General features: G+C 70.1%; 16 protein-coding genes. 12 read left to right on the forward strand and 4 right to left on the reverse strand.

The features are described 5' to 3' along the window. The first annotated feature begins 8 nt into the window (after window positions 1-8). The 10 genes from JYJ93_RS04645 to JYJ93_RS04690 all read left to right on the forward strand — a co-directional run bounded on the left by JYJ93_RS04645 (window position 9) and on the right by JYJ93_RS04690 (window position 12,564). Window positions 9-1,064: an alpha/beta hydrolase gene (locus tag JYJ93_RS04645; RefSeq protein WP_206786846.1), complete on the forward strand. Its 1,056-nt coding sequence runs from the start codon at window positions 9-11 to the stop codon at window positions 1,062-1,064. A 129-nt stretch (window positions 1,065-1,193) separates the two neighbouring features. Further along, the gene (locus tag JYJ93_RS04650; RefSeq protein WP_206786848.1) at window positions 1,194-3,182 is read left to right on the forward strand and encodes an alpha/beta hydrolase; all 1,989 of its coding nucleotides are present in this window, start codon (window positions 1,194-1,196) and stop codon (window positions 3,180-3,182) included. Window positions 3,183-3,202: 20 nt separating this feature from the next. Further along, window positions 3,203-4,693: a long-chain fatty acid--CoA ligase gene (locus JYJ93_RS04655; RefSeq protein ID WP_206786850.1), complete on the forward strand. Its 1,491-nt coding sequence runs from the start codon at window positions 3,203-3,205 to the stop codon at window positions 4,691-4,693. Between the two features lie 164 nt (window positions 4,694-4,857). Continuing rightward, window positions 4,858-5,595 (forward strand): response regulator transcription factor, encoded by a 738-nt coding sequence (locus tag JYJ93_RS04660; RefSeq protein WP_120591571.1) that lies wholly within the window; start codon window positions 4,858-4,860, stop codon window positions 5,593-5,595. After that, window positions 5,592-7,028, forward strand: coding sequence for a HAMP domain-containing sensor histidine kinase (locus JYJ93_RS04665; protein WP_206786853.1), 1,437 nt, complete (start codon window positions 5,592-5,594; stop codon window positions 7,026-7,028). The genes JYJ93_RS04660 and JYJ93_RS04665 overlap by 4 nt, the downstream gene beginning before the upstream one ends. Before the next feature lie 45 nt (window positions 7,029-7,073). Next, window positions 7,074-8,414, forward strand: coding sequence for an efflux RND transporter periplasmic adaptor subunit (locus JYJ93_RS04670; protein ID WP_206786855.1), 1,341 nt, complete (start codon window positions 7,074-7,076; stop codon window positions 8,412-8,414). A gap of 63 nt (window positions 8,415-8,477) precedes the next feature. Beyond that, entirely contained in the window at window positions 8,478-9,224 is a 747-nt protein-coding gene (locus JYJ93_RS04675) for an ABC transporter ATP-binding protein (RefSeq protein WP_206786856.1), read from the forward strand. After that, entirely contained in the window at window positions 9,221-10,453 is a 1,233-nt protein-coding gene (locus tag JYJ93_RS04680; RefSeq protein ID WP_206786857.1) for an ABC transporter permease, read from the forward strand. Before JYJ93_RS04675 ends, JYJ93_RS04680 begins: the two co-directional genes overlap by 4 nt. Continuing rightward, on the forward strand, window positions 10,453-11,847 hold the full coding sequence (locus tag JYJ93_RS04685; protein WP_206786858.1) for a TolC family protein: 1,395 nt from the start codon (window positions 10,453-10,455) through the stop codon (window positions 11,845-11,847). The genes JYJ93_RS04680 and JYJ93_RS04685 overlap by 1 nt, the downstream gene beginning before the upstream one ends. 351 nt (window positions 11,848-12,198) lie before the next feature. Next, the gene (locus JYJ93_RS04690; protein ID WP_206786859.1) at window positions 12,199-12,564 is read left to right on the forward strand and encodes a helix-turn-helix transcriptional regulator; all 366 of its coding nucleotides are present in this window, start codon (window positions 12,199-12,201) and stop codon (window positions 12,562-12,564) included. Between the two features lie 19 nt (window positions 12,565-12,583). On the opposite strand, the gene JYJ93_RS04695 is transcribed toward JYJ93_RS04690, so the two are convergent. From JYJ93_RS04695 to JYJ93_RS04710, 4 genes are all read right to left on the reverse strand, one after another. Continuing rightward, entirely contained in the window at window positions 12,584-14,116 is a 1,533-nt protein-coding gene (locus JYJ93_RS04695; protein WP_206786860.1) for a response regulator, read from the reverse strand. Beyond that, window positions 14,109-16,157: a response regulator gene (locus tag JYJ93_RS04700; RefSeq protein ID WP_206786861.1), complete on the reverse strand. Its 2,049-nt coding sequence runs from the start codon at window positions 16,155-16,157 to the stop codon at window positions 14,109-14,111. The genes JYJ93_RS04695 and JYJ93_RS04700 overlap by 8 nt, the downstream gene beginning before the upstream one ends. Further along, on the reverse strand, window positions 16,154-16,789 hold the full coding sequence (locus JYJ93_RS04705) for a hypothetical protein (RefSeq protein WP_242543667.1): 636 nt from the start codon (window positions 16,787-16,789) through the stop codon (window positions 16,154-16,156). The genes JYJ93_RS04700 and JYJ93_RS04705 overlap by 4 nt, the downstream gene beginning before the upstream one ends. A 70-nt stretch (window positions 16,790-16,859) precedes the next feature. Then, complete coding sequence (locus JYJ93_RS04710) at window positions 16,860-17,591, reverse strand: cobalamin-dependent protein (RefSeq protein ID WP_242543668.1); 732 nt, start codon at window positions 17,589-17,591, stop codon at window positions 16,860-16,862. Window positions 17,592-17,701: 110 nt separating this feature from the next. Here JYJ93_RS04710 and JYJ93_RS04715 point away from each other — a divergent pair, with 110 nt between their 5' ends. Then, window positions 17,702-18,442, forward strand: coding sequence for a hypothetical protein (locus tag JYJ93_RS04715; protein WP_242543669.1), 741 nt, complete (start codon window positions 17,702-17,704; stop codon window positions 18,440-18,442). 9 nt (window positions 18,443-18,451) lie between these two features. Continuing rightward, entirely contained in the window at window positions 18,452-18,979 is a 528-nt protein-coding gene (locus JYJ93_RS04720; RefSeq protein ID WP_206786866.1) for a hypothetical protein, read from the forward strand. The last annotated feature ends 98 nt before the right edge of the window (window positions 18,980-19,077 follow it).

Below are 19,077 nucleotides of genomic sequence, written 5' to 3' on the forward strand. Positions count from 1 at the left end.
GCGCGCACATGGCTGATACATCCAGGAAGGTCGAGATCCGGGACATCCCCACGCAGCGGCTCCGGGTTCGCGCGCGGCTCGTGGGCGAGGACGGCTTTCCCGTCATCTTCGTGCACGGCAACTGTTCCTCGTCCGCCTTCTTCGAGTCGCTGATGAAGACGCTGCCCCAGGGCTTCCGGGGCATCGCGCCGGACATGCGCGGCTACGGGCACACGGAGCCGAAGGGCATCGACGCGACGCGCGGCATGCGCGACTTCGCGGATGACCTGGTGGCGCTGATGGACACGCTGTCGTTGAAGCGCGCGGTGTTCGTGGCGCACTCGGCGGGCGCGGGCATGGTGATGCAGCTGTCCATCGACCACCCGGAGCGCGTGGCCGGCCTGGTGGTGGAGGCGCCGCTGTCCCCCTACGGCTTCGGCGGGACGAAGGACGCGGACGGCACGCCGTGCTGGGCGGACTTCGCGGGCTCCGGCGGCGGCACGGCCAACCCGGACTTCGTGCAGCGGCTGAAGACGAAGGACCGCTCCACGGAGTCGCAGACGTCGCCGCGCAACGTGATGAACGGCTGCTACGTGAAGCCGCCGTTCCGCCATCCGGACGAGGAGATGCTGCTGGACTCCGTGCTGGACACGCACGTGTCGGACCAGCTGTACCCGGGCAACTTCGCCCAGTCGCCCAACTGGCCGGGCGTGGCGCCGGGCACCACGGGCATGAACAACGCCATGGCGCCCGCCTACTACAACACCTCCTCCTTCGCGGCGCTGAAGAACGGGCCGGACGTGCTGTGGATCCGCGGCGCGGACGACGCCATCGTCTCCGACACGTCCCTGTTCGACTTCGGCTTCCTGGGCAAGCTGGGCGCGGTGCCCGGCTGGCCCGGGGAAGAGAAGTACCCGCCGCAGCCCATGGTGTCGCAGATGCGCAAGGTGATGGAGCGCTACGCGGCCAACGGCGGCCGCTACCGCGAGGTCGTCCTCCCGGATACGGGCCACAGCCCGCACCTGGAGAAGACGCAGGAGTTCCACGACCTGCTCGTCCCGTTCCTGCAGGAGCACGCCCGCTAGGCGTTCCTGACGCACGGTGAGCCACGCGAGGCCCTTCCGGGGAGACCCTGGGGCCCGTCGTGTGTCCCGTGCGTCCTTTCTTCTGTCGCAGTCCGCTGTCGCCGCACCCTTCACCACCCGGAGGTCCGCATGCGAAGCACCTGGACATTGTCGCTCACGGCCGCATTGCTGATGGCAGGTTGCGGGGCTGAGCCGCCCGCGGAGGCGCCCCCGATGGAGGAGGCCGTCGGTACGGCCGAGGCTCCGCTGGACGCGGACCTGGCCCCGTACTTCGACGCCATCCCCACCAACTTCACCACCAACTACCGCGTGGTGGGCACGTACACGCCGCCCTCGTGGTCCTGGGGCCAGATTGAGCTCCTGGAGGGCCGGCAGCGCTTCCGTTCCGAGTACTACAACCCGCGTACGCTGAAGCTGCGGGACCAGGACACGTACCAGTCCAGCGACTACCCGCTGCGGACGTACTTCGGTTCGCTGAACCAGCAGCTGGTGAACGCGTTCAACCTCTACTACGGGAACAGCTGTGCCACGACGACCGGGGCCACCTGCCCCACGCCCGGCCCGACCAAGCCGGAGGCGCGCTTCGTCCTGCTGCACAAGGGGCGGGCCACCGCGGCGCGCACCTGTGACGTCACCAAGACGCCGACGCTGCTGGTGCACGGCGCCATCCAGGACGCGAACGTCTGGATGTTCCCCAACGGCAACAACGGCTCGGGCGGCACCTATGGCGGCGCGGCCCAGCTGACGGGCATGGTGCAGGACCTGGAGTCGAAGGGCCGCTGTGTGTACGCGGTGACGTTCGGCTCGTTCCACGGCGACAACTTCAACCACGCCATCCACGTGGCCAACGCCGTGCAGCGCGTGAAGGCGCTGCACCCGGGCGTGGCGCGGGTGGACGTGGTGGCGTGGAGCAAGGGCGTGCTGGCGGTGGACCCGTGGCTGGCGAACGCGGCGACGTGGGGCGGCTTCAGCACGACGCGCTTCTTCGAGCGTCTGGCGAAGGAGCAGGCGTCGCAGGTGCCGGCGTATGACGACTCGGTGCGCGTGTACGTGCCGCTGTCCGGTCCGCACAAGGGCATCGACCTGAACTTCCGCCACCCCATCCACACGCTGACCATCGCGAGCACGGCGTCCAACGCGCCGGTGGGCCGTGGCCCGATGCCGTGGACGTACTTCTCCGCGATGCAGTGCGTGACGTTTGGTTACAGCGTGCCCTGGTTCAACAACCCCTACGCGGAGAGCGTGTGCAAGGATTCCGGCGGCGTGTGGACGGACTACTTCCGCCGCATCTACCTGTCGAACATCACGGGTCTGAGCAGCACGGGCACGCCGGTGTACGCGAGCTCGCTGCAGACGCTGAACACGAACCAGGGCCTGTCTTCGTCGTCGTTCAACTTCGACGACTACAACATGAGCCTCTTCGGCGCGGTGAACACCAGCGGCAAGTACGTGACGGCGTACCCGGGCCAGCTGCAGGCGGCGTATGACCTGCGTGGCACGTACCCGATTCCGGACCGCAGCGCGTCCGCGTGGGACAACATCGATCCGGACGAGAACCGCTACTTCCCCTGGCTGGACACGAAGCTCATCTACAACCCGTACAACCCCTGGGTCGCCGCGGGCTACATGGCGTCCAGCGACCACCGCGTGTGCCGCACGACGGCGTTCGACCCGGTGGGCTCGCCGTGCTTCGCGTACCACGCGTACAACACGAACCAGAACCGTGAGGCGTACGACTCGCTGATGTACGGCAAGTACCGCATCATGGACGGCCTGGGCATCAACGCGGCCATGGAGATGGGCGGCAAGTTCATCACGCGCCTGGCGGAGCACGGCCTGGATTCGCGCCTGCCGTCGCTCTACGTGCTGTACGGCACCACGGGCGGTTCCCAGCCCTTCGAGACCGACGGCATGACGTCCACCACGTCCACGCTGCGCAGCGACGGCGTGCTCTTCGAAGCGAGCATCGCGGCGATGACCCAGCTCACCCAGGGCTGGACGTCCACGAAGAAGACCGCGGACGCGAAGCAGGAGGGCATGGCCTATGACCACCTGAGCATGGGCATCACCCCGGCGGTGTGGAACAAGATCTCCGCGCACTTCGTTTCGCGGGATTGATGACGTAGGAGCCGCCGGGCATGCCCATCGTCCACGACTGGCTGTCCCGGCGGGCCTCGCTCGCCCCGGAGCGCACGGCGCTCGTTGATTCGCTCCGGGGTGGGCGGCGCATCTCGTGGGCGGAGTGGAATGACTCCGCCCACCGGACCGCGCTCTTGCTGCGCGGCCTGGGCGTGGGAGTAGGGGACCGCGTCTCCGTGCTGGCCTCCAACGGCGTGGAGACGCTGGACCTGGTGTTCGCGTGCGCCAAGCTGGGCGCCGTGCTCCAGCCGCTCAACTGGCGCCTGGGCGTGGAGGAGCTCCACGGCCTGCTCTCCGATGTCGCCCCCTCCGTCGTCTGCTTCGGGCCGGAGTTCCACGCCCAAGCCGACGCCCTGCGCCTCCGGATTCAGGCGCACTGGGTCTCCTTCGCGGATCCGCTCTTCCGCTCCCGCGAGACCCTGACCGGCGCGCTGCCCTCCATCGAGCTGGAGGCGGATGCTCCCTGGGTGCTGTGCTCCACCGGCGGGAGCACCGGCTTGCCGAAGTCCGCCGTGCTCACGCATGGCTCGCTCACCGCCAACGCCGTGAACACCGTCGTCAGCTGGGGCCTCACCCAGGACGACGTGGCGCTGCTCAACGCACCCCTGTTCCACACCGGCGGCCTCAACGTCTTCACGCTGCCCCTGGTGTACGCGGGCGGTGCCTCCGTCGTGTGCCGCGCCTTCGATGTCGCGCAGTGCTTTGACCTCATCGACTCGGGGGCCGTGAACCTGGTGTTCGGCGTGCCCACCATGTTCATCGAGATGCAGCGGCACCCCCGCTTCGAGGCCGTGGACTTCTCCCGCCTCAAGCTGCTCATCAGCGGCGGCGCTCCCTGTCCCGCCCCCGTCTTCGAGCGCTTCTTCGCCCGCGGCATCGCCTTCCGCACCGGCTATGGCCTCACCGAGGGCGGCCCCAACAACTTCTTCCTCCCCGACGCCGTCATGCGCTCCCACGCGGGCTTCGTCGGCGTGCCCCTCTTCCACGTCGAGGCGCGCATCGACGGTGAAAAGCACCCCGGTGACGTGGGCGAATTGCTCCTTCGCGGCCCCCACCTGTGCGCTGGCTACTGGCGCCGCCCGGAGGAGACCGCCCGCGCCTTCGTGGATGGCTGGCTGCACACCGGCGACCTGGCCTCGCGCGATGCCCGGGGCTTCTTCCGCATCGAGGGCCGCGCCAAGGACCTCATCATCTCCGGCGGCGAGAACATCCACCCCTCCGAGGTCGAGAGCGTCCTCGCCGGCCACCCCGACGTCACGGAGGTCGCCGTCATCGGCGTCTCCGACCCCAAGTGGGGCGAGGTCCCCCGCGCCCTCGTCGTCCCCCGGCCCGGTGCGGCCCCCACCCTGGAAGCCCTCACGGTCTCCTGTGCGGGCCGGCTCGCCCGTTACAAGCTGCCCCGGACGCTGCGCCTCCTGGAGGCCCTGCCGCGCACCCCGGCGGGCAAGGTGGACCGGCGGGCGCTCACCCGGCTGTACGGCGAGCCCTGAATTTCCATCCGTTGCGGCCGTCCCCCTGAAAGCCCCTGGGATGTCCCGCCGGACCGTCGTCCGTAATATTTCGTCATGGGCCCGTAGCCCCCTGGAAATGTAGGGGTGGGAGGTTGCAGGTCGCGGCCCGGAGGCGGTCCGCATCCCACGCGGAGATCCAACCCATGGAGACGACCCCACGCCCCACGACCTCCGAGGACGCCACCATCCAGGTGCTCCTCGTCGAGGACGATGAACGCCTGGCGCGGCTCACTGCCCGCTACCTCCAGGAGCACGGCATCATCGTGACCGTCTCCGCCTCCGGCACCGACGCGCTCCTCCAGACGTCCCGCCACACCTTCGACGTCATCCTCCTGGACCTTATGCTCCCCGGCCGCGACGGCCTGGAGGTCTGCCGCGAGCTGCGCACCCGCACGGACGTCCCCATCATCATGCTCACCGCGCGCGGCGAGGAGGCCGACCGCGTCCTGGGCCTGGAGTCCGGCGCGGACGACTACCTGCCCAAGCCCTACTCGTCGCGCGAGCTGCTGGCCCGCATCCGCGCCCAGGTGCGCCGCGCTCGCGGCAAGGTGGGCCCCACCAGCCACCCCGTGCACGCGGGCCGCCTGGTGCTGGACCCGCGCAGCCTGAGCGCGTCCCTGGACGGCAAGCCGCTGTCCCTCACCACGTATGAGTTCAGCCTGCTGCGCGTCCTGGCCGAGCGCGCCGGCCGCGTCCTCAGCCGAGAGCAGCTGCTCGACCTGGTGAAGGGCAGCGCGGACGAGGTGTTCGACCGCTCGGTGGACGTGCACATCTTCCGCCTGCGCCAGAAGCTGGAGGTGGACCCGCGCAACCCGCGCCTGCTCAAGACGGTGCGCGGCGCCGGCTACATGCTGGCCACGGAGACCGAGGCGGAGCCGTGAGGTTCTTCCGTCTGCCCATGGGCCTGCTCCCCCGCATCTACCTGGTGGGGGTCATCCAGATCGTCCTCGTGGGCGTGTCGCTGATGCTCGCGCGCGACCTCTTGCGCAACGAGTCCTGGCGCAACCGCTTCGACGACGAGCTGTCCTACTTCCTCGACGAGTGGTCCACCCTGCGCGACCACCCCGCCGCGCTCCAGGCGTCGCTGGCCCGCGCCCAGCAGCGCATGGGCATGCAGGTCACGTTGCGCGCCGCGGACGGGACGCTGCTCGGCAACACGCGGCAGGAGCCCGCGCCCGCGCTTGGCGCCGAGGAGCTCTCCGCCGTCACCTCCCGCGTCACCCGCAGCGGCCCGCGTGGACCCATCCCCGGAGTCGGTGGCGGCCCCGGCCGCCTGCTGGTGGTGAGCCCCTTCCCGGGCCCCATCCAGGTCTACGCCTCCGTGTCCCTGCCTCCGCCGCCTCCTCCTCCGGACGGCGACCGGCAGACGGCCATCATCGTGGGGCTCGTGCTGGCGTGTACCGCCATCACCTCCGTCGCCTTCGCGCGCACGCTCGCGGGCCCGCTGGAGAAGCTGGCCTCCGCGGCGCGCGCGTTTGGCGCGGGTCGGCTGGACGTGCGCGCGGGCCTGCGCCGCAAGGACGAGCTGGGCCTGGTGTCCGAGGCCTTCGACGAGATGGCCGGCCGCATCACCCAGCTCCTGCGCTCGCAGAAGGAGCTGCTCGCCAACGTGTCGCATGAATTGCGCACGCCGCTGTCGCGCATCCGCGTGGCGCTGGACCTGGCCGCGGAGGGCGACGCGCAGACGGCGCGCGAGCTGTTGCCCGACATCACCGAGGACCTGTCGGAGCTGGAGCGCCTGGTGTCGGACGTGCTCACCACGTCCCGCCTGGAGCTGGTGACGGAGGGCGCCAGCGGCGTGCCTCCCCTGCGCCTGGAGCGCGTGGACGCGAACGCGCTGTTGGACAAGGCCGCCGCCCGCTTCCACACCGCCCGGCCGAAGCACCGGCTGGAGGTCCAGGTGGACGGCACGCTACCCGCGCTGGAAGCAGACCCCGTGCTGCTTCGGCGCGTGTTGGACAACCTGCTCGACAACGCGGGGAAGTACTCGGAGCCCGGCACCACAGTGACGCTGCACGCCCGGGCGGCGGGCGACGGCCTCCAGGTGGACATCCAGGACCAGGGCATCGGCATCGAAGCGCAGGACCTGGAGCGCGTGGGCACGCCCTTCTTCCGCACCGACCGCAGCCGCGCCCGCACCACCGGCGGCGTGGGCCTGGGGCTGGCGCTGGTGCGCCGCATCCTGGACGCGCACCACGGCCGCCTCACGCTGGAGAGCCAGCCCGGCCAGGGCACCACCGCGCGGGTCGTGCTCCCCGGAGTGGGAGCGGCGGACACACCGGAAGGCCGCCTCGCCGTGGGTCATCTTTCGTAATAGAGACGAGATTCGCCGAAACATTTCAAAACGTAGATAAGGGGCATGAAGGCCTTGAGCGAGATGCCGCGGGAAGCGCCGGCCCTGGCGCCGGTGGAGCTGGATGAGGACGAGGGTCGCAAGCGGGGCGTGCCGCGCTGGGCCTGGATCCTGGCCATCCTGGTGGTGGCGGGCGCGGTCGTGTTCTGGCGCATGCGCGCTGGAAGCCCGTCGGACGCCGTCACCTACGACACGACCCCCGCCGAGGCCCGGAAGCTCACGGCCAAGGTGACGGCCACCGGCACCGTGGCGGCGCTGGTGACGGTGCAGGTCGGCAGCCAGGTGTCCGGTCGCATCCAGGAGCTGATGGTCGACTACAACTCCCAGGTGAAGAAGGGGCAGGTCATCGCCCGCATCGACCCGCAGCTGGTGCAGGCCGCGCTGGACCGGGCGAAGGCGAACATGACCGCCGCGCGCGCGAACCTCCAGAAGGCGCGCGTCAACGCGGACGTGGCGAAGAAGCAGGCCGTGCGCTCGAAGGAACTGCGCGCGCAGCAGTTCATCTCCCAGTCCGAGCTGGAGACGGCGGAGTCCGCCGCCGCCAACGGTCAGGCGGAGGTGACGGCCGCGGAGGGCTCGGTGGCCCAGGCGCAGGCCGCGCTCAACGAGGCGGAGGTGAACCTCAAGTACACGACCATCGTGTCGCCCACGGACGGCATCGTCATCTCGCGCAGCGTGGACGTGGGCCAGACGGTGGCCGCGTCCCTCCAGGCGCCCGTGCTCTTCACCATCGCGGAGGACCTGCGCAAGATGCAGGTCAACACCAGCATCGCGGAAGCGGACGTGGGCAAGCTGCAGCCCGGCCAGAAGGCCACCTTCACCGTGGACGCCTTCTCGGGGGAGACCTTCGAAGGCACCATCCGGCAGATCCGCAACGAGGCCATCACCGTGCAGAACGTGGTGACCTACCTGGCCGTCATCGACGTGCCGAACCCGGACCTGAAGCTCAAGCCGGGCATGACCGCCAACGTGACCATCGTCACGCAGCAGAAGGACCAGGCGCTCTCCGTGCCCAACACGGCCCTGCGCTACCGCCCGGCGCCGTCACCGAACGCGGCCGAGCAGGCTCCGGCACAGCCGCCCCCGGCCGGCATGCGCACCATCTACGTGCTGCGCCGCCAGCCGGAGCAGAAGCCGCGGCCGGTCGCCGTGAACGTGCGCACCGGCATGACGGACGGCACCTTCACGGAGGTGGTGGAGGGTGAATTGAAGGCGGGAGACCGCGTCATCACCGCGGCGAACTCGCCCGCGGGCTCCACGCCCTCCGCGGCTCCGTCCGGCGGCGCGAGCCCCCTGGGTGGCCCGGGCGGCGGCCGGGGCATGGGCGGCGGGCGCCGCGGCTTCTAGGCGCGCGCGAGGCCGTTCCAATCACAGACATAGAGGGCAGGGGAAGGGACAGAAGGCGGACCGATGGACGCGGACACGAAGCGGGCACCCCCCGTCATACAGCTCAAGAACGTGGTGAAGGTGTACAAGTCCGGCGACGTCGAGGTGCGGGCCCTGCGCGGCGTGGACTTCACGGTGGAGTCCGGGGAGTTCGTCTCCATCATGGGCTCCTCCGGTTCGGGCAAGTCCACGCTGATGAACATCCTGGGCTGCCTGGACCGGCCCTCCTCCGGTGAGTACCTGCTCAACGGCCGCGAGGTGGCCCGCCTGGACCGCGACGGCCTGGCGCGCGTGCGCAACCGCACCCTGGGCTTCGTCTTCCAGAGCTTCAACCTGCTGGCGCGCACCACCGCGCTGGAGAACGTGGAGCTGCCCATGCTGTACGCGGGCGTGCCCGCCAAGGAGCGCCGCGCGCGGGCGAAGGAAGCGCTGGAGCGCGTGGGGCTGGGGGCCCGGCTGGACCACCACCCGAAGCAGCTCTCCGGCGGTCAGCAGCAGCGCGTGGCCATCGCGCGGGCGCTGGTGGGGCGGCCCCGCGTCATCCTCGCGGACGAGCCCACGGGCAACCTGGACTCGCGCACCACGGTGGAGGTGATGGCGCTGTTCCAGCAGTTGCAGAAGGAGGGCCTCACGCTGGTGCTGGTGACGCACGAGCCGGACGTGGCCGAGTACACCCAGCGCATCGTGGTGGTGAAGGACGGGCGCATCGTGAACGACAGACGCCAGACGCCGAACCCGGCGGTGGTGCCCGCCGAGGAGGTGGGGACATGAACATCCTGGAGACGCTCGTCCTGGCGCTGCGCGCGCTGTTGCGCAGCAAGACGCGCTCGGTGCTCACCGCGCTGGGCATCATCATTGGCGTGGGCGCGGTCATCGCCATGGTGGCCATTGGCGACGGCGCGAAGGCCAGCGTGCAGAAGGTCTTCGACTCCATGGGCACCAACCTGCTCATCATCCTGCCGGGCTCGTCCAAGTCCGGCGGCGCGCGCGGCGGCTTCGGCAGCCAGCCCACCATCACCTGGGACGACCTGGAGGCCGTGCGCACGCAGGTGCCCAGCGTGCGCGGCGCCGCGCCGGAGATGCGCTCCAACGCGCAGGTGTTCAGCGAGGACCAGAACTGGAACACCAGCATCATCGGCACCACGACGGACTACTTCACCGTGCGCAGCTGGACCATGGCCAAGGGCGCGCACTTCACGGACGCGGACAACGAGGCGGGCGCGAAGGTGGCGGTGCTGGGCCAGACGGTGGTGGACAACCTCTACGGCAAGGGCTTCAACCCCGTGGGGCAGGTCATCCGCATCAACAAGACGCCCTTCACCGTGATGGGCGTGACGGCGCCCAAGGGCCAGTCGCCCGTGGGCCAGGACTTCGACAACACGGTGTTCGTGCCGGCCACCACGTTCAAGCGGCAGGTGCAGGCGCAGAGCCTGGGCGCGTACATCACCGGCGCGGTGTTCGTGCAGGCCGCCAGCGCGGACCTCACGGCCAAGGCGCAGGCGGACGTGACCAGCCTGCTGCGCGAGCGTCACCGGCTGGGCGAGGACGACGCCAACGACTTCGACGTGCGCAACCTGGCGGAGGTGGCCAGCGGTCAGCAGCAGAGCACGGAGACGTTGAGCCTGCTGCTCGCGGCCATCGCGGCGGTGTCGCTGGTGGTGGGCGGCATCGGCATCATGAACATCATGCTGGTGAGCGTCACCGAGCGCACGCGCGAGATTGGCGTGCGCGTGGCGGTGGGCGCGCGGCCGCGAGACATCCTGGCGCAGTTCCTCATCGAGGCGCTGACGCTGGCGGTGCTGGGCGGCATCATCGGCGCGGCCGTGGGCCTGGGCGTGGCGAAGCTGCTCGCCGCGCAGTTCGGCTGGCCCATGCTGGTCCGTCCTGACGTCGCGCTGCTGGCCATCGGGTTCAGCGGCCTGGTTGGGGTCGTCTTCGGGCTGTACCCGGCGCGCAAGGCGAGCCTGTTGGATCCCATTGATGCACTGAGGTACGAGTGATGCGCGCGCTTCCGTTGACGCTTTCGTTGTGCGTCCTGCCCGTGGTCGCGGGCGCCCAGGCTCCGGCGCCGGACCCGGCCAGTCCCGTGACGCCTCCGGCCGTGCGGCAGTCCCTGACAATGTCCGCCTCCGAGGGGCGCGTCATCACCCTGGCGGAAGCGGAGGCCGCGGCGCGCCAGTACCAGCCGTCGCTGCGCTCGGCGCAGGCGAGCACCGACGCGGCGTACGCGCGCGTGGACCAGTCCTTCTCCAACTTCCTGCCGCAGGTGAACGCCAACGCGGGCTACACGCTGGGCACCAGCAACCGGGCCGTCATCCAGAACGTGCCGGGCAGCGACACCGGCGTGGTGTCCAACTCCACGCGGCGCTTCAGCGGCAGCATCGCCGCCAACCAGCTCATCTACGACTTCGGCAAGACGTCCGGCCGCTACAACGCGTCCAAGGAGTCCGCGGGCGCGCAGGAGAACTCGCAGCAGCAGGTGCTCCAGGACGCGCTGCGCGACGTGCGCGCGGCGTACTTCAATGTCCTCACGCAGAAGGCCCTCCTGGGCGTGGCGCGCGAGACGCTCCAGAGCGAGGAGGCGCGGCTCAACCAGGTGAACGCGTCCGTGCAGGTGGGCTCGCGGCCGGAAATCGACCTGCTCCAGCAGCGCACCGCGAAGGCCAACGCGCAGGTGGCGCTCATCCGCGCGCAGAACGCGTACGCCACCGCGAAGGCGCAGCTCAACCAGACCATGGGCGTGGAGACGGGCACCGACTACACCGTGCAGGACGTGACGGTGGCGGCCGTGGCGGGCGAGGACGAGGTGCTGGACGCGCTGGTGAAGCGCGCGCTGGAGGCCCGCCCCGACGTCGCCGCGCGCGAGCGGCAGATTGCCGCGCAGGAGTCCCAGGTGAAGGTGACGAAGGCCGGCCACCTGCCCAGCTTGAGCGCCACGGGCAACCTGTCCGACGTGGGAGCGAACCCGTTCAACGGCGCCACGCTGAGCGCGCAGGGCGGCGTCCAGTTGAACTGGGCGCTGTTCCAGGGCGGGCTCGTCAACGCGCAGACGCGCGAGGCCCAGGCCAACCTGCGCGACCTCCAGGCGCAGAAGGACGCGCTCCGGCAGCAGGTGCGGCTCCAGGTGGAGCAGGCCCGGCTCAACGTGGTGGCCACGCGCGAGGCGCTCACCGCCGCGGACGAGGCCCAGGTGAACGCGCGCGAGCGGCTGCGGCTGGCCGAGGGGCGCTACCGCGCGGGCGTGGGCAACATCATCGAGGTGAGCGACGCGCAGGTGGCCTTCACCAACGCCGCCGCCCAGCAGGTGCAGGCGACGTACGACCTGGCCACCTCCCGCGCGGAGCTGGCGCGCGCCCTGGGCACGGTGGAGCTCACCACCCTGGCGTCGCGGTAGGCGCCCCGCGGCGCGGGTGTATCTGGACGGCACTGAAAACATGAGCCAACCCTGAAGGGTGGCAGTGGCGGCAGGACGCTCGAACACCGTAGGAAACGGCGGCCCCAACGTCATGGGTCACCTCCGGACAAGCCCGAAAACGGACGGTGACACACCCGCCGGAGGCCGTTTCCAGAGGGCGCTCCGTCTCAAAAGAGCCATGGGTGTCGGGGTTGCCCGGACTCCGAAAGTCCACCTCCCGCGCAGCGACCCTATGGGTGAACAATGGGAGGCTGACCCGGCAAGTTCTGTCTGTCTGCCTCTATACGTCCTATGCCGTCGGCCAAACGTTTCGGGTCGGCAAGCAAAGGCATGGACAAGAAACTCGCAACCACCATCGGCGCATCCGCACGGGTCGCCCGGGGCCGCATGGAGCTTACGCAGGCCGACGTGGCCGAGCGAATCGACGTGGCCACGGAAGTGTACGGCCGCTTGGAGCGCGGCGGCATGCTCCCCAGCGTCCAGACCCTGCTGAAGCTGTGCCACGAGCTGCACGTCTCCGCGGACGAGCTGCTGGGACTCGCGGCGCAGGGCGCTCCGCCGGCGCGCACCAGCGAGGCTCCGCCGCCCACGCCGGAGCGTCCGGAAGTGCGCCGGCTGTTGCGCAGCGTGCGCCAGCTGGACCCCGCCCAGGTGAAGCTGCTGGGCCTGGTGGCCAACGCGCTGACGCGGCGGTAGCCACCCTTCACTCCCACTTTCAGAGGTTCGACAGGACCCGGTCCAGGTCCGCGGGCCGCACCGGCTTGGTGAGGTGCACGTCGAACCCGGCCTTCAAGGCCTGCTGGTAGGTCTCCGCGTCGCCGTAGCCGCTGAGCGCCACCAGCCGCAAGCCCTGTCCCACGCGCGCGCGCAGTGTCCGGGCCACCTGGTAGCCGTCCAGCCCCGGCAGGCCAATGTCCACCAGCGCCAGGTCCGGCGCGTGCTCCAGGGCCATCTCCACGCCCCGCAGGCCGTCCTGGGCTACCGCCACCTGGTGGCCCCACAGCTCCAGCAGGTCGCGCATGGACTGGCGCGCGTCCGAGTTGTCCTCCACCAGCAGGATGCGCCGCGCGCGCCGCGCGTCCAGGAGGTTCGTCCCGGCCGACACGGGGACGCGGTCCGCGGGGATGAGGGGCAGCCGCACCACGAACTCGCTGCCCAGGCCCGGGCCGCCGCTGGTGGCCTCCACGGTGCCGCCGTGCATCCGCACCAGCGTGCGCACCAGCGTGAGGCCAATGCCCAGGCCTCCGCGTGAGCGCTCCAGGGACGTGTCCGCCTGGGCGAACAGCTCGAACATGGCGGGCAGCTTCTCCGGCGGGATGCCGATGCCGGTGTCCTTCACCCGCAGCACCGCCTGCGCGTTGCCGTCCACGCCCTCCTGGAACAGCTCCACGGTGACGCTGCCCTCGTCCGTGTACTTGGCCGCGTTGTCCACCAGGTTGGTGAAGACCTGCTCCAGGCGCGTGGCGTCACCCTCCAGCCACAGCGGCGCGCGCGGCAGGTGGACCTCCAGCTTCAGGCCGCGGGACTCCACGCGCGGGCGCAGGATGGCGAGCACCTGCTGGAAGGTGGCGGTGAGGCTCACCGGCTCCTTGCGCAGCTCCACCTTGCCCCGGGTGATGCGGCTGACGTCCAGCAGGTCGTCCACCAGCCGCGCCAGGTGGTGCGTCTGGCGCTGGATGATGCCGTGCATCCGCGCTTCCTTGGTGTCCGAGGGCGCCTTGCGCTCCAGGATGCCAATGGCCGTCATGATGGCGGCCAGCGGGTTTCTCAGCTCGTGGGCCAGCATGGCCAGGAACTCGTCCTTGCGGCGGTCCATCTCGATGAGCTGGTCCGTGCGCATCCGGGCCTGCTGCTCCGCGTGGCGCAGGCGCAACAGCGAGCGCACCGTGGCGATGAGCTCCGAGGGCTCATAGGGCTGGGTGAGGTACGCGTCCGCGCCGCCCTCCAGGCCCTGCACCTTCTTGTCCGGCGTGACGAAGGTCGCGGACGTGTGCATCACCGCGATGGCGGCCGTGGCCGCGTTGGCCCTCAGCCGCGCGCAGACCTCATAGCCGCTGATGTCCGGCAGCTTCACGTCCAGGACGATGACGTCCGGGCGGTGCTCCTCCGCCATGAGGAGCGCCGCCATGCCGGTGGCCGCCTCCAGCACGTGGTAGCCGGACATCTCCAGGATGCGGTTGACGAGGTAGCGGTTGGCCGCGTCGTCGTTGACGTTGAGGACCGTTGCCAGACGCGACTCCTCAGCCACGGGGGTTCACCTCGCGCAGGTCCCGGTTCCCCAGTCCCGCCTTGGACAGCGCGTCGCGGATGCGGGTGATGGCCACCTCGCGGCTGAGCGTGTGCTTGGCCAGGATGGCGGAGGTCTCGCGCGCCAGCCGCTGGCGCTCCGACTCCTGCAACTGGTGGGAGGTGTGCAGGATGATGGGGATGTCGCGCGTGCGGGGGTCCGCCTTCAGCTCGTCCAGCACGTCGAAGGCGGTGATGTCCGGCAGCACGAAGTCCAGGAAGATGAGGTGCGGGGCGTTCTCGCGGGCGATGCGGACGCCTTCGCGGCCGTTGGCGGCCTCCAGCAGCTGGAAGGGCGTGTCCTTGAGCAGCTGCTTGAGCAGGTAGCGGTGCACGTCGTCGTCGTCAATGATCAGCACCCGCTCCACGGGCCCGGTGCGCGCCATGGCGGACAGCTTGCGCTGCAGGCGCACCTCGTCCACGGGCTTGAGCCAGAACTCGTCCGCGCCCAGGGCGCGCGCCTTCTGCTCGCGGTCCGTCACGGTGACGACGAGGATGGGGATGTCGCGCGTCTGCTCCCCGTTCTTCATCTCCGCGAGGAAGCTCCAGCTCGTCTCGCCCTCCAGCATCACGTCCAGCACCATGGCCGCGGGGCGCACGCGCTGCATCACCTTGCGCGCGTCCTCCACGCTGCGCACGGGCAGCACCTGGAAGCCGGAGCGCGCCAGGTACTTCTCGTAGAGGAAGAGCGTCTGGCGGTCGTCCTCCAGCACCAGCACCGGCGCGCGCGAGGGGTCCAGCGCCTCGCTGCGCTGGGTGAGCCCCGTCATCTCCGACACCTCCGGGTGGACGCGCGGCAGGGTGATGGTGAACGTGGCGCCCTCGCCCAGCCGGCTCTGCACGTTGAGCGTGCCGCCCAAGAGCTCCGTCAGCTTTCGCGCCAGGGGCAGGCCCAGGCCGGTGCCCTTCACGCGCCGCTGCAGGTGGCTGTCCACCTGGATGAACTCCTCGAAGACGCGCTCGTGGTTCTCCGGCGCGATGCCGATGCCCGTGTCCTTCACGGTGAACACCACCGTGTCGCGCGGGCCCCGGGCCGCGGTCACCGTGACGGCGCCGGACTCGGTGAACTTGAGCGCGTTGGAGATGAGGTTGCGCACCACCTGGCTGAGCTTGGCCTCGTCCGTCTCCAGCTCCAGGGGCTCCGTGGGCTCCACGAAGTCGAGCGCCACCGTCGAGTCCGGCGGCAGCAGGGGCCGCGTCATGCCGCGCAGCGCGCTGATGAGGTCGGACGCGACGAAGCGGCTGTGGCGCAGCGTCGTCTTGCCGGACTCCACCTTGGACAGGTCCAACAGGTCGTTGACCAGCTCGAAGAGCGCCTCCGCCGAGCCGCGGATGAACTGGACCTGCTTCTCCTGCTCCGGCGCGAGGCTGCCGTTGAGCGGGTTGAGCAGCACCTTGGACAGGCCGAGGATGGAGTGCAGCGGCGTGCGGAACTCGTGGCTCACGTTGGCCACCACGCGGCTCTTGATTTCAGACGCGCGCTGGAGGCTCTCCGCCTTCTCGTCCAGGGCCGCGTGCAGGCTGCGCACGCCCTTGTTGGACTCCTCCAGCTCGCGGTTCAGGCGGGCCAATTCCTCCGCGCGGCGCTTGAGCTCGTGCTGCTGGCGCTCCGTCTCGCGGTGGAGCGCGGACAGCTCTCCCAGCGTGGTGCTCACCTGGGTGAGCGCGGCGCCGTAGTCCTCCGGCACCAGGCTGCCCACCAGCGCGATGCCGCCCTCGTGCGGCCGGGCGCGGAAGGCGAACGTCGCGGGCTTGTGGCCGTCCTGGAGGATGAGCTCCCACCCGTCCACGGCCTCGTCGCGCGCCTGCACGAGCAGCTTCTCCACCTTGCTCTCGCTGCCGTGGCTCGCCAGGCTCTTGAGCGTCTGGCCCGGCTTGATGCCCAGGAGGCGGGCCGCGCGCTCGTCGCGCCAGACGACCGTTCCTTGCGCATCGCAGGCCAACGCCAGCTCTCGGCTGAGGGATTCGAAAATCCCGGAGGCGCGGTCGTCTTCCTTCATCATGAGCAGGTCTCCTCCCACGAATCGGGCGTTCGCGCGAGCAACGTCAGCGCTTCGGAATGTCCGTCCAAGGTTGCCTTCAAGGCGTCCAGGGTTTGAACAAGAGTCAGGGGGGAAAGGCCCCGCTGGGGCCAGAAGCCCGCGTACCACTGGAGATGGGCATGCCACAGGTCGTCGCGACCGAGCGCGAGCGCATCCGAGAGATAGGACAGTTGGAGCCGCACCTCTTGTTCCAGCCGGGGGCGGCTTCCGGCGGGGAGCGGGTGTTCCAACCGCCGGACGACCGCGCTGATGAGGCCGGGCGCATCCGCCTCCAGGACGTGGGCGGGGCCTTCGTTGTAGTGCAGGGCCTGGCGGGCGGACTCGACGTAGGTGAAGGGCAGGGAGCCCGGGCCGAAGCCCTCCGCCTGGAGCGCGCGGCCGAGCCCCTGGAAGTGCTGATCCAGGTGCAGCGAGCACATGCCGCGCGTGACGAGCAGGGTGCGCAGCCAGCGCGCGTAGTCCTCCAGGATGGCGGGGCGCGCCGCGTCCAGCGCCTGTACCAGGTAGCGCACGTGGAAGACGGCGTCCTCGTCACCGAAGCGCCGGGCGCGCTGGATGCCGTAGCGCGCGGCCCAGAACGGGTCTTCATACAAAGCTTGAACAGAGGCGGAAGCGAGGGGCCCGGTCCGCGACTCGACCTGAAGGCTCACGTGCGGCATGGCGTCAGACCCCCAGCAGGCGGCAGGTGGAGGCGACCAGCTCGCGGACGCTCTTGCCGAAGAAGGACACGGCCAGTTCCTCTTCCAGGGCGGAGCCCCAGTCGAAGGCGAGCCCGCCCACGGCGATGGGCAGGGACGGCGACACCTGACGCACCTTGCGCACGGCGTCCCGGACCTGGGGCATGTGGAAGGGCATGGTGACGGAGAGGGCCACGAGGTCCGGCGGGGACTCGCGCACCATGCGGGCCAGGTGTTCGGCGGGCACGTTGGCGCCGAGGAAGCGCACGTCGAAGCCGGCCATCTCCAGGAAGTCGCTGGCCATGCGCGCGCCCACCTCGTGGAGTTCGCCCTCCACGCACGCCATCATCACGACCTTGCCGTTGGCCGGGTCGCGGGGCAGGTGGCGGTACAGATGGGCCAGGACGTACTGGGAGATGGCGGTGGCCAGGTGCTCCTGGGCGACGGAGATGATGTTCTCCTGCCAGAGCCGGCCGATTTCGTACTGGGCCGCCTGGATGACCTCCAGGTGGAGCTCCTGGAGGGGCACGCCGCACAGCACGCCCTCATCCACGAGCAGGCGCAGGGCCTCCTGGCGGTTTCCGGAGAGCTGCGCGGCCAGATACCGCGCCCGCAGCGAGTCGATGGCAGGGGTCGTTTGGATCACGGGAGCGCGAAGCGGACGGGGGAGGGTAGAGACGTTCCAGCTTCCGTTAAACCCTGGAACGGTCTCCCGCATCCGTAAGTAAACAGTCCCCGGTCCCGAGGATCGAACGGTCGCTTTTCTGCTTGCAGGTCAAGTGGACTCGCGAGTTGGGCGCACGTCCTGGACGTGCTTTGCTGGAATTCATGTTTAACCGTTCTCGCTGGTCTGGGTGGGGGCTGGTGGCCGGGCTGGGCCTGCTGGCGGGCTGCTCGGCTCCGCGGGAAGTGGAAGGGGTCTGGCGACCCGGTCCCGGTGCGTCGCCGGAGCACATCCCGGGGCCACTGAAGAACTTCGGGCCCTTCGACCTGGCGGCGGATGCGCTGTCCGCGGCCTGTCCTCTCATCCTCTCCAAGCCGAACGCGTCCGTGGTGGCGCTCCAGGAGACACAGCCCGAGGTGGCCCTCCGCATGGCGACGGAGTACTGCGCCTGGCTCTATGCCACTCCCGAAGGGCGATACGAGATGAGCATGCTGTCGGACTCATCCCGTCCCGGAGACGCGGTGCGCGGGCTGCGCAGTTGTTCGCTGCCTCCGTTCGTGGACGATTCCCGCTACGCGCCCGGCACGCTCAAGCAGATCTTCGCGCTGCACAACCACCCCTTCGGGACGCGCCTCTCCGCCGGTGACCTGCGCTTCATCGAGTCGATGGCCACCGTTCACGATTGGGAGGTCCTGACGCGGGAGGGCCGCGTCCGCCTGTCCATCATCGCGTTCTTCTCGCGGTCGCGAGATGCGACCGCGCCCACGTGCGATGGCTTCTATCAATACGTTCCCGCCACCCGGGAGATGATGCTGTGGTCGCGCACGGGCGGCCGGTGGAAACAGGAGTCCCATGGCACCGTCACCTGGCTCGATGGGCGCACCTATCGGCTGGATGCGCTGTAGGAAGGCCGCATGCGAGGGCGGATCATGTCGCTGAGGACGGTCGCGTTGGTGCTGGGGCTGCTGGGCTGCGCCCGGAGGCCCGAGCCTCTTTCGGCGCCAGTGCTCGAAGACCGGACCGTCCGCTTCCCGATCTCCTCCGATGCCGACGCGGGCGTCATCCCTGCCGGTGTGCCGGTCGTGCTGGATGGCGAGGCCCTGCGCGCGTTGACCATCGTCTCGCAGGACCTGTTCCCGCTGGGGAGCGCGGCGACATCCTGTGACAGCCGGCCCGAGTCCTACACGTACCGGGTGCTCCGGCAGGACGGCCTGCTCTTCGTCTTCGTGGACGAGAACCCCGCCGCGTGTGGACGGCGTTTTCCGTCGCTCGATTCCGGCGCGAAGTACGCCCTTCGTCCGGATGGGCGCATCCTCCGGCGCGTCGTCGATGGCGTGGACGCGGATGACGACCTGCGGGGCGTGATGCTGCCAGATGGCGGCGTGCAGCCCGTCCTCGTTCCCCAGAGCCAGGGGCTGCTTCCGGGGGACGCGGGGCAGTGAGGGCCATGGGTGGGCGGGTGTGCTCCGCTCGCCCAGGTCGGAGCTGGCGGGCGGACGTGCGGGCTTTCCTTTCCCGGCTCGGGGTGGCCGGGGTGGGG

The sequence above is a fragment of the Corallococcus sp. NCSPR001 genome (assembly GCF_017309135.1).
GTDB lineage: Bacteria > Myxococcota > Myxococcia > Myxococcales > Myxococcaceae > Corallococcus.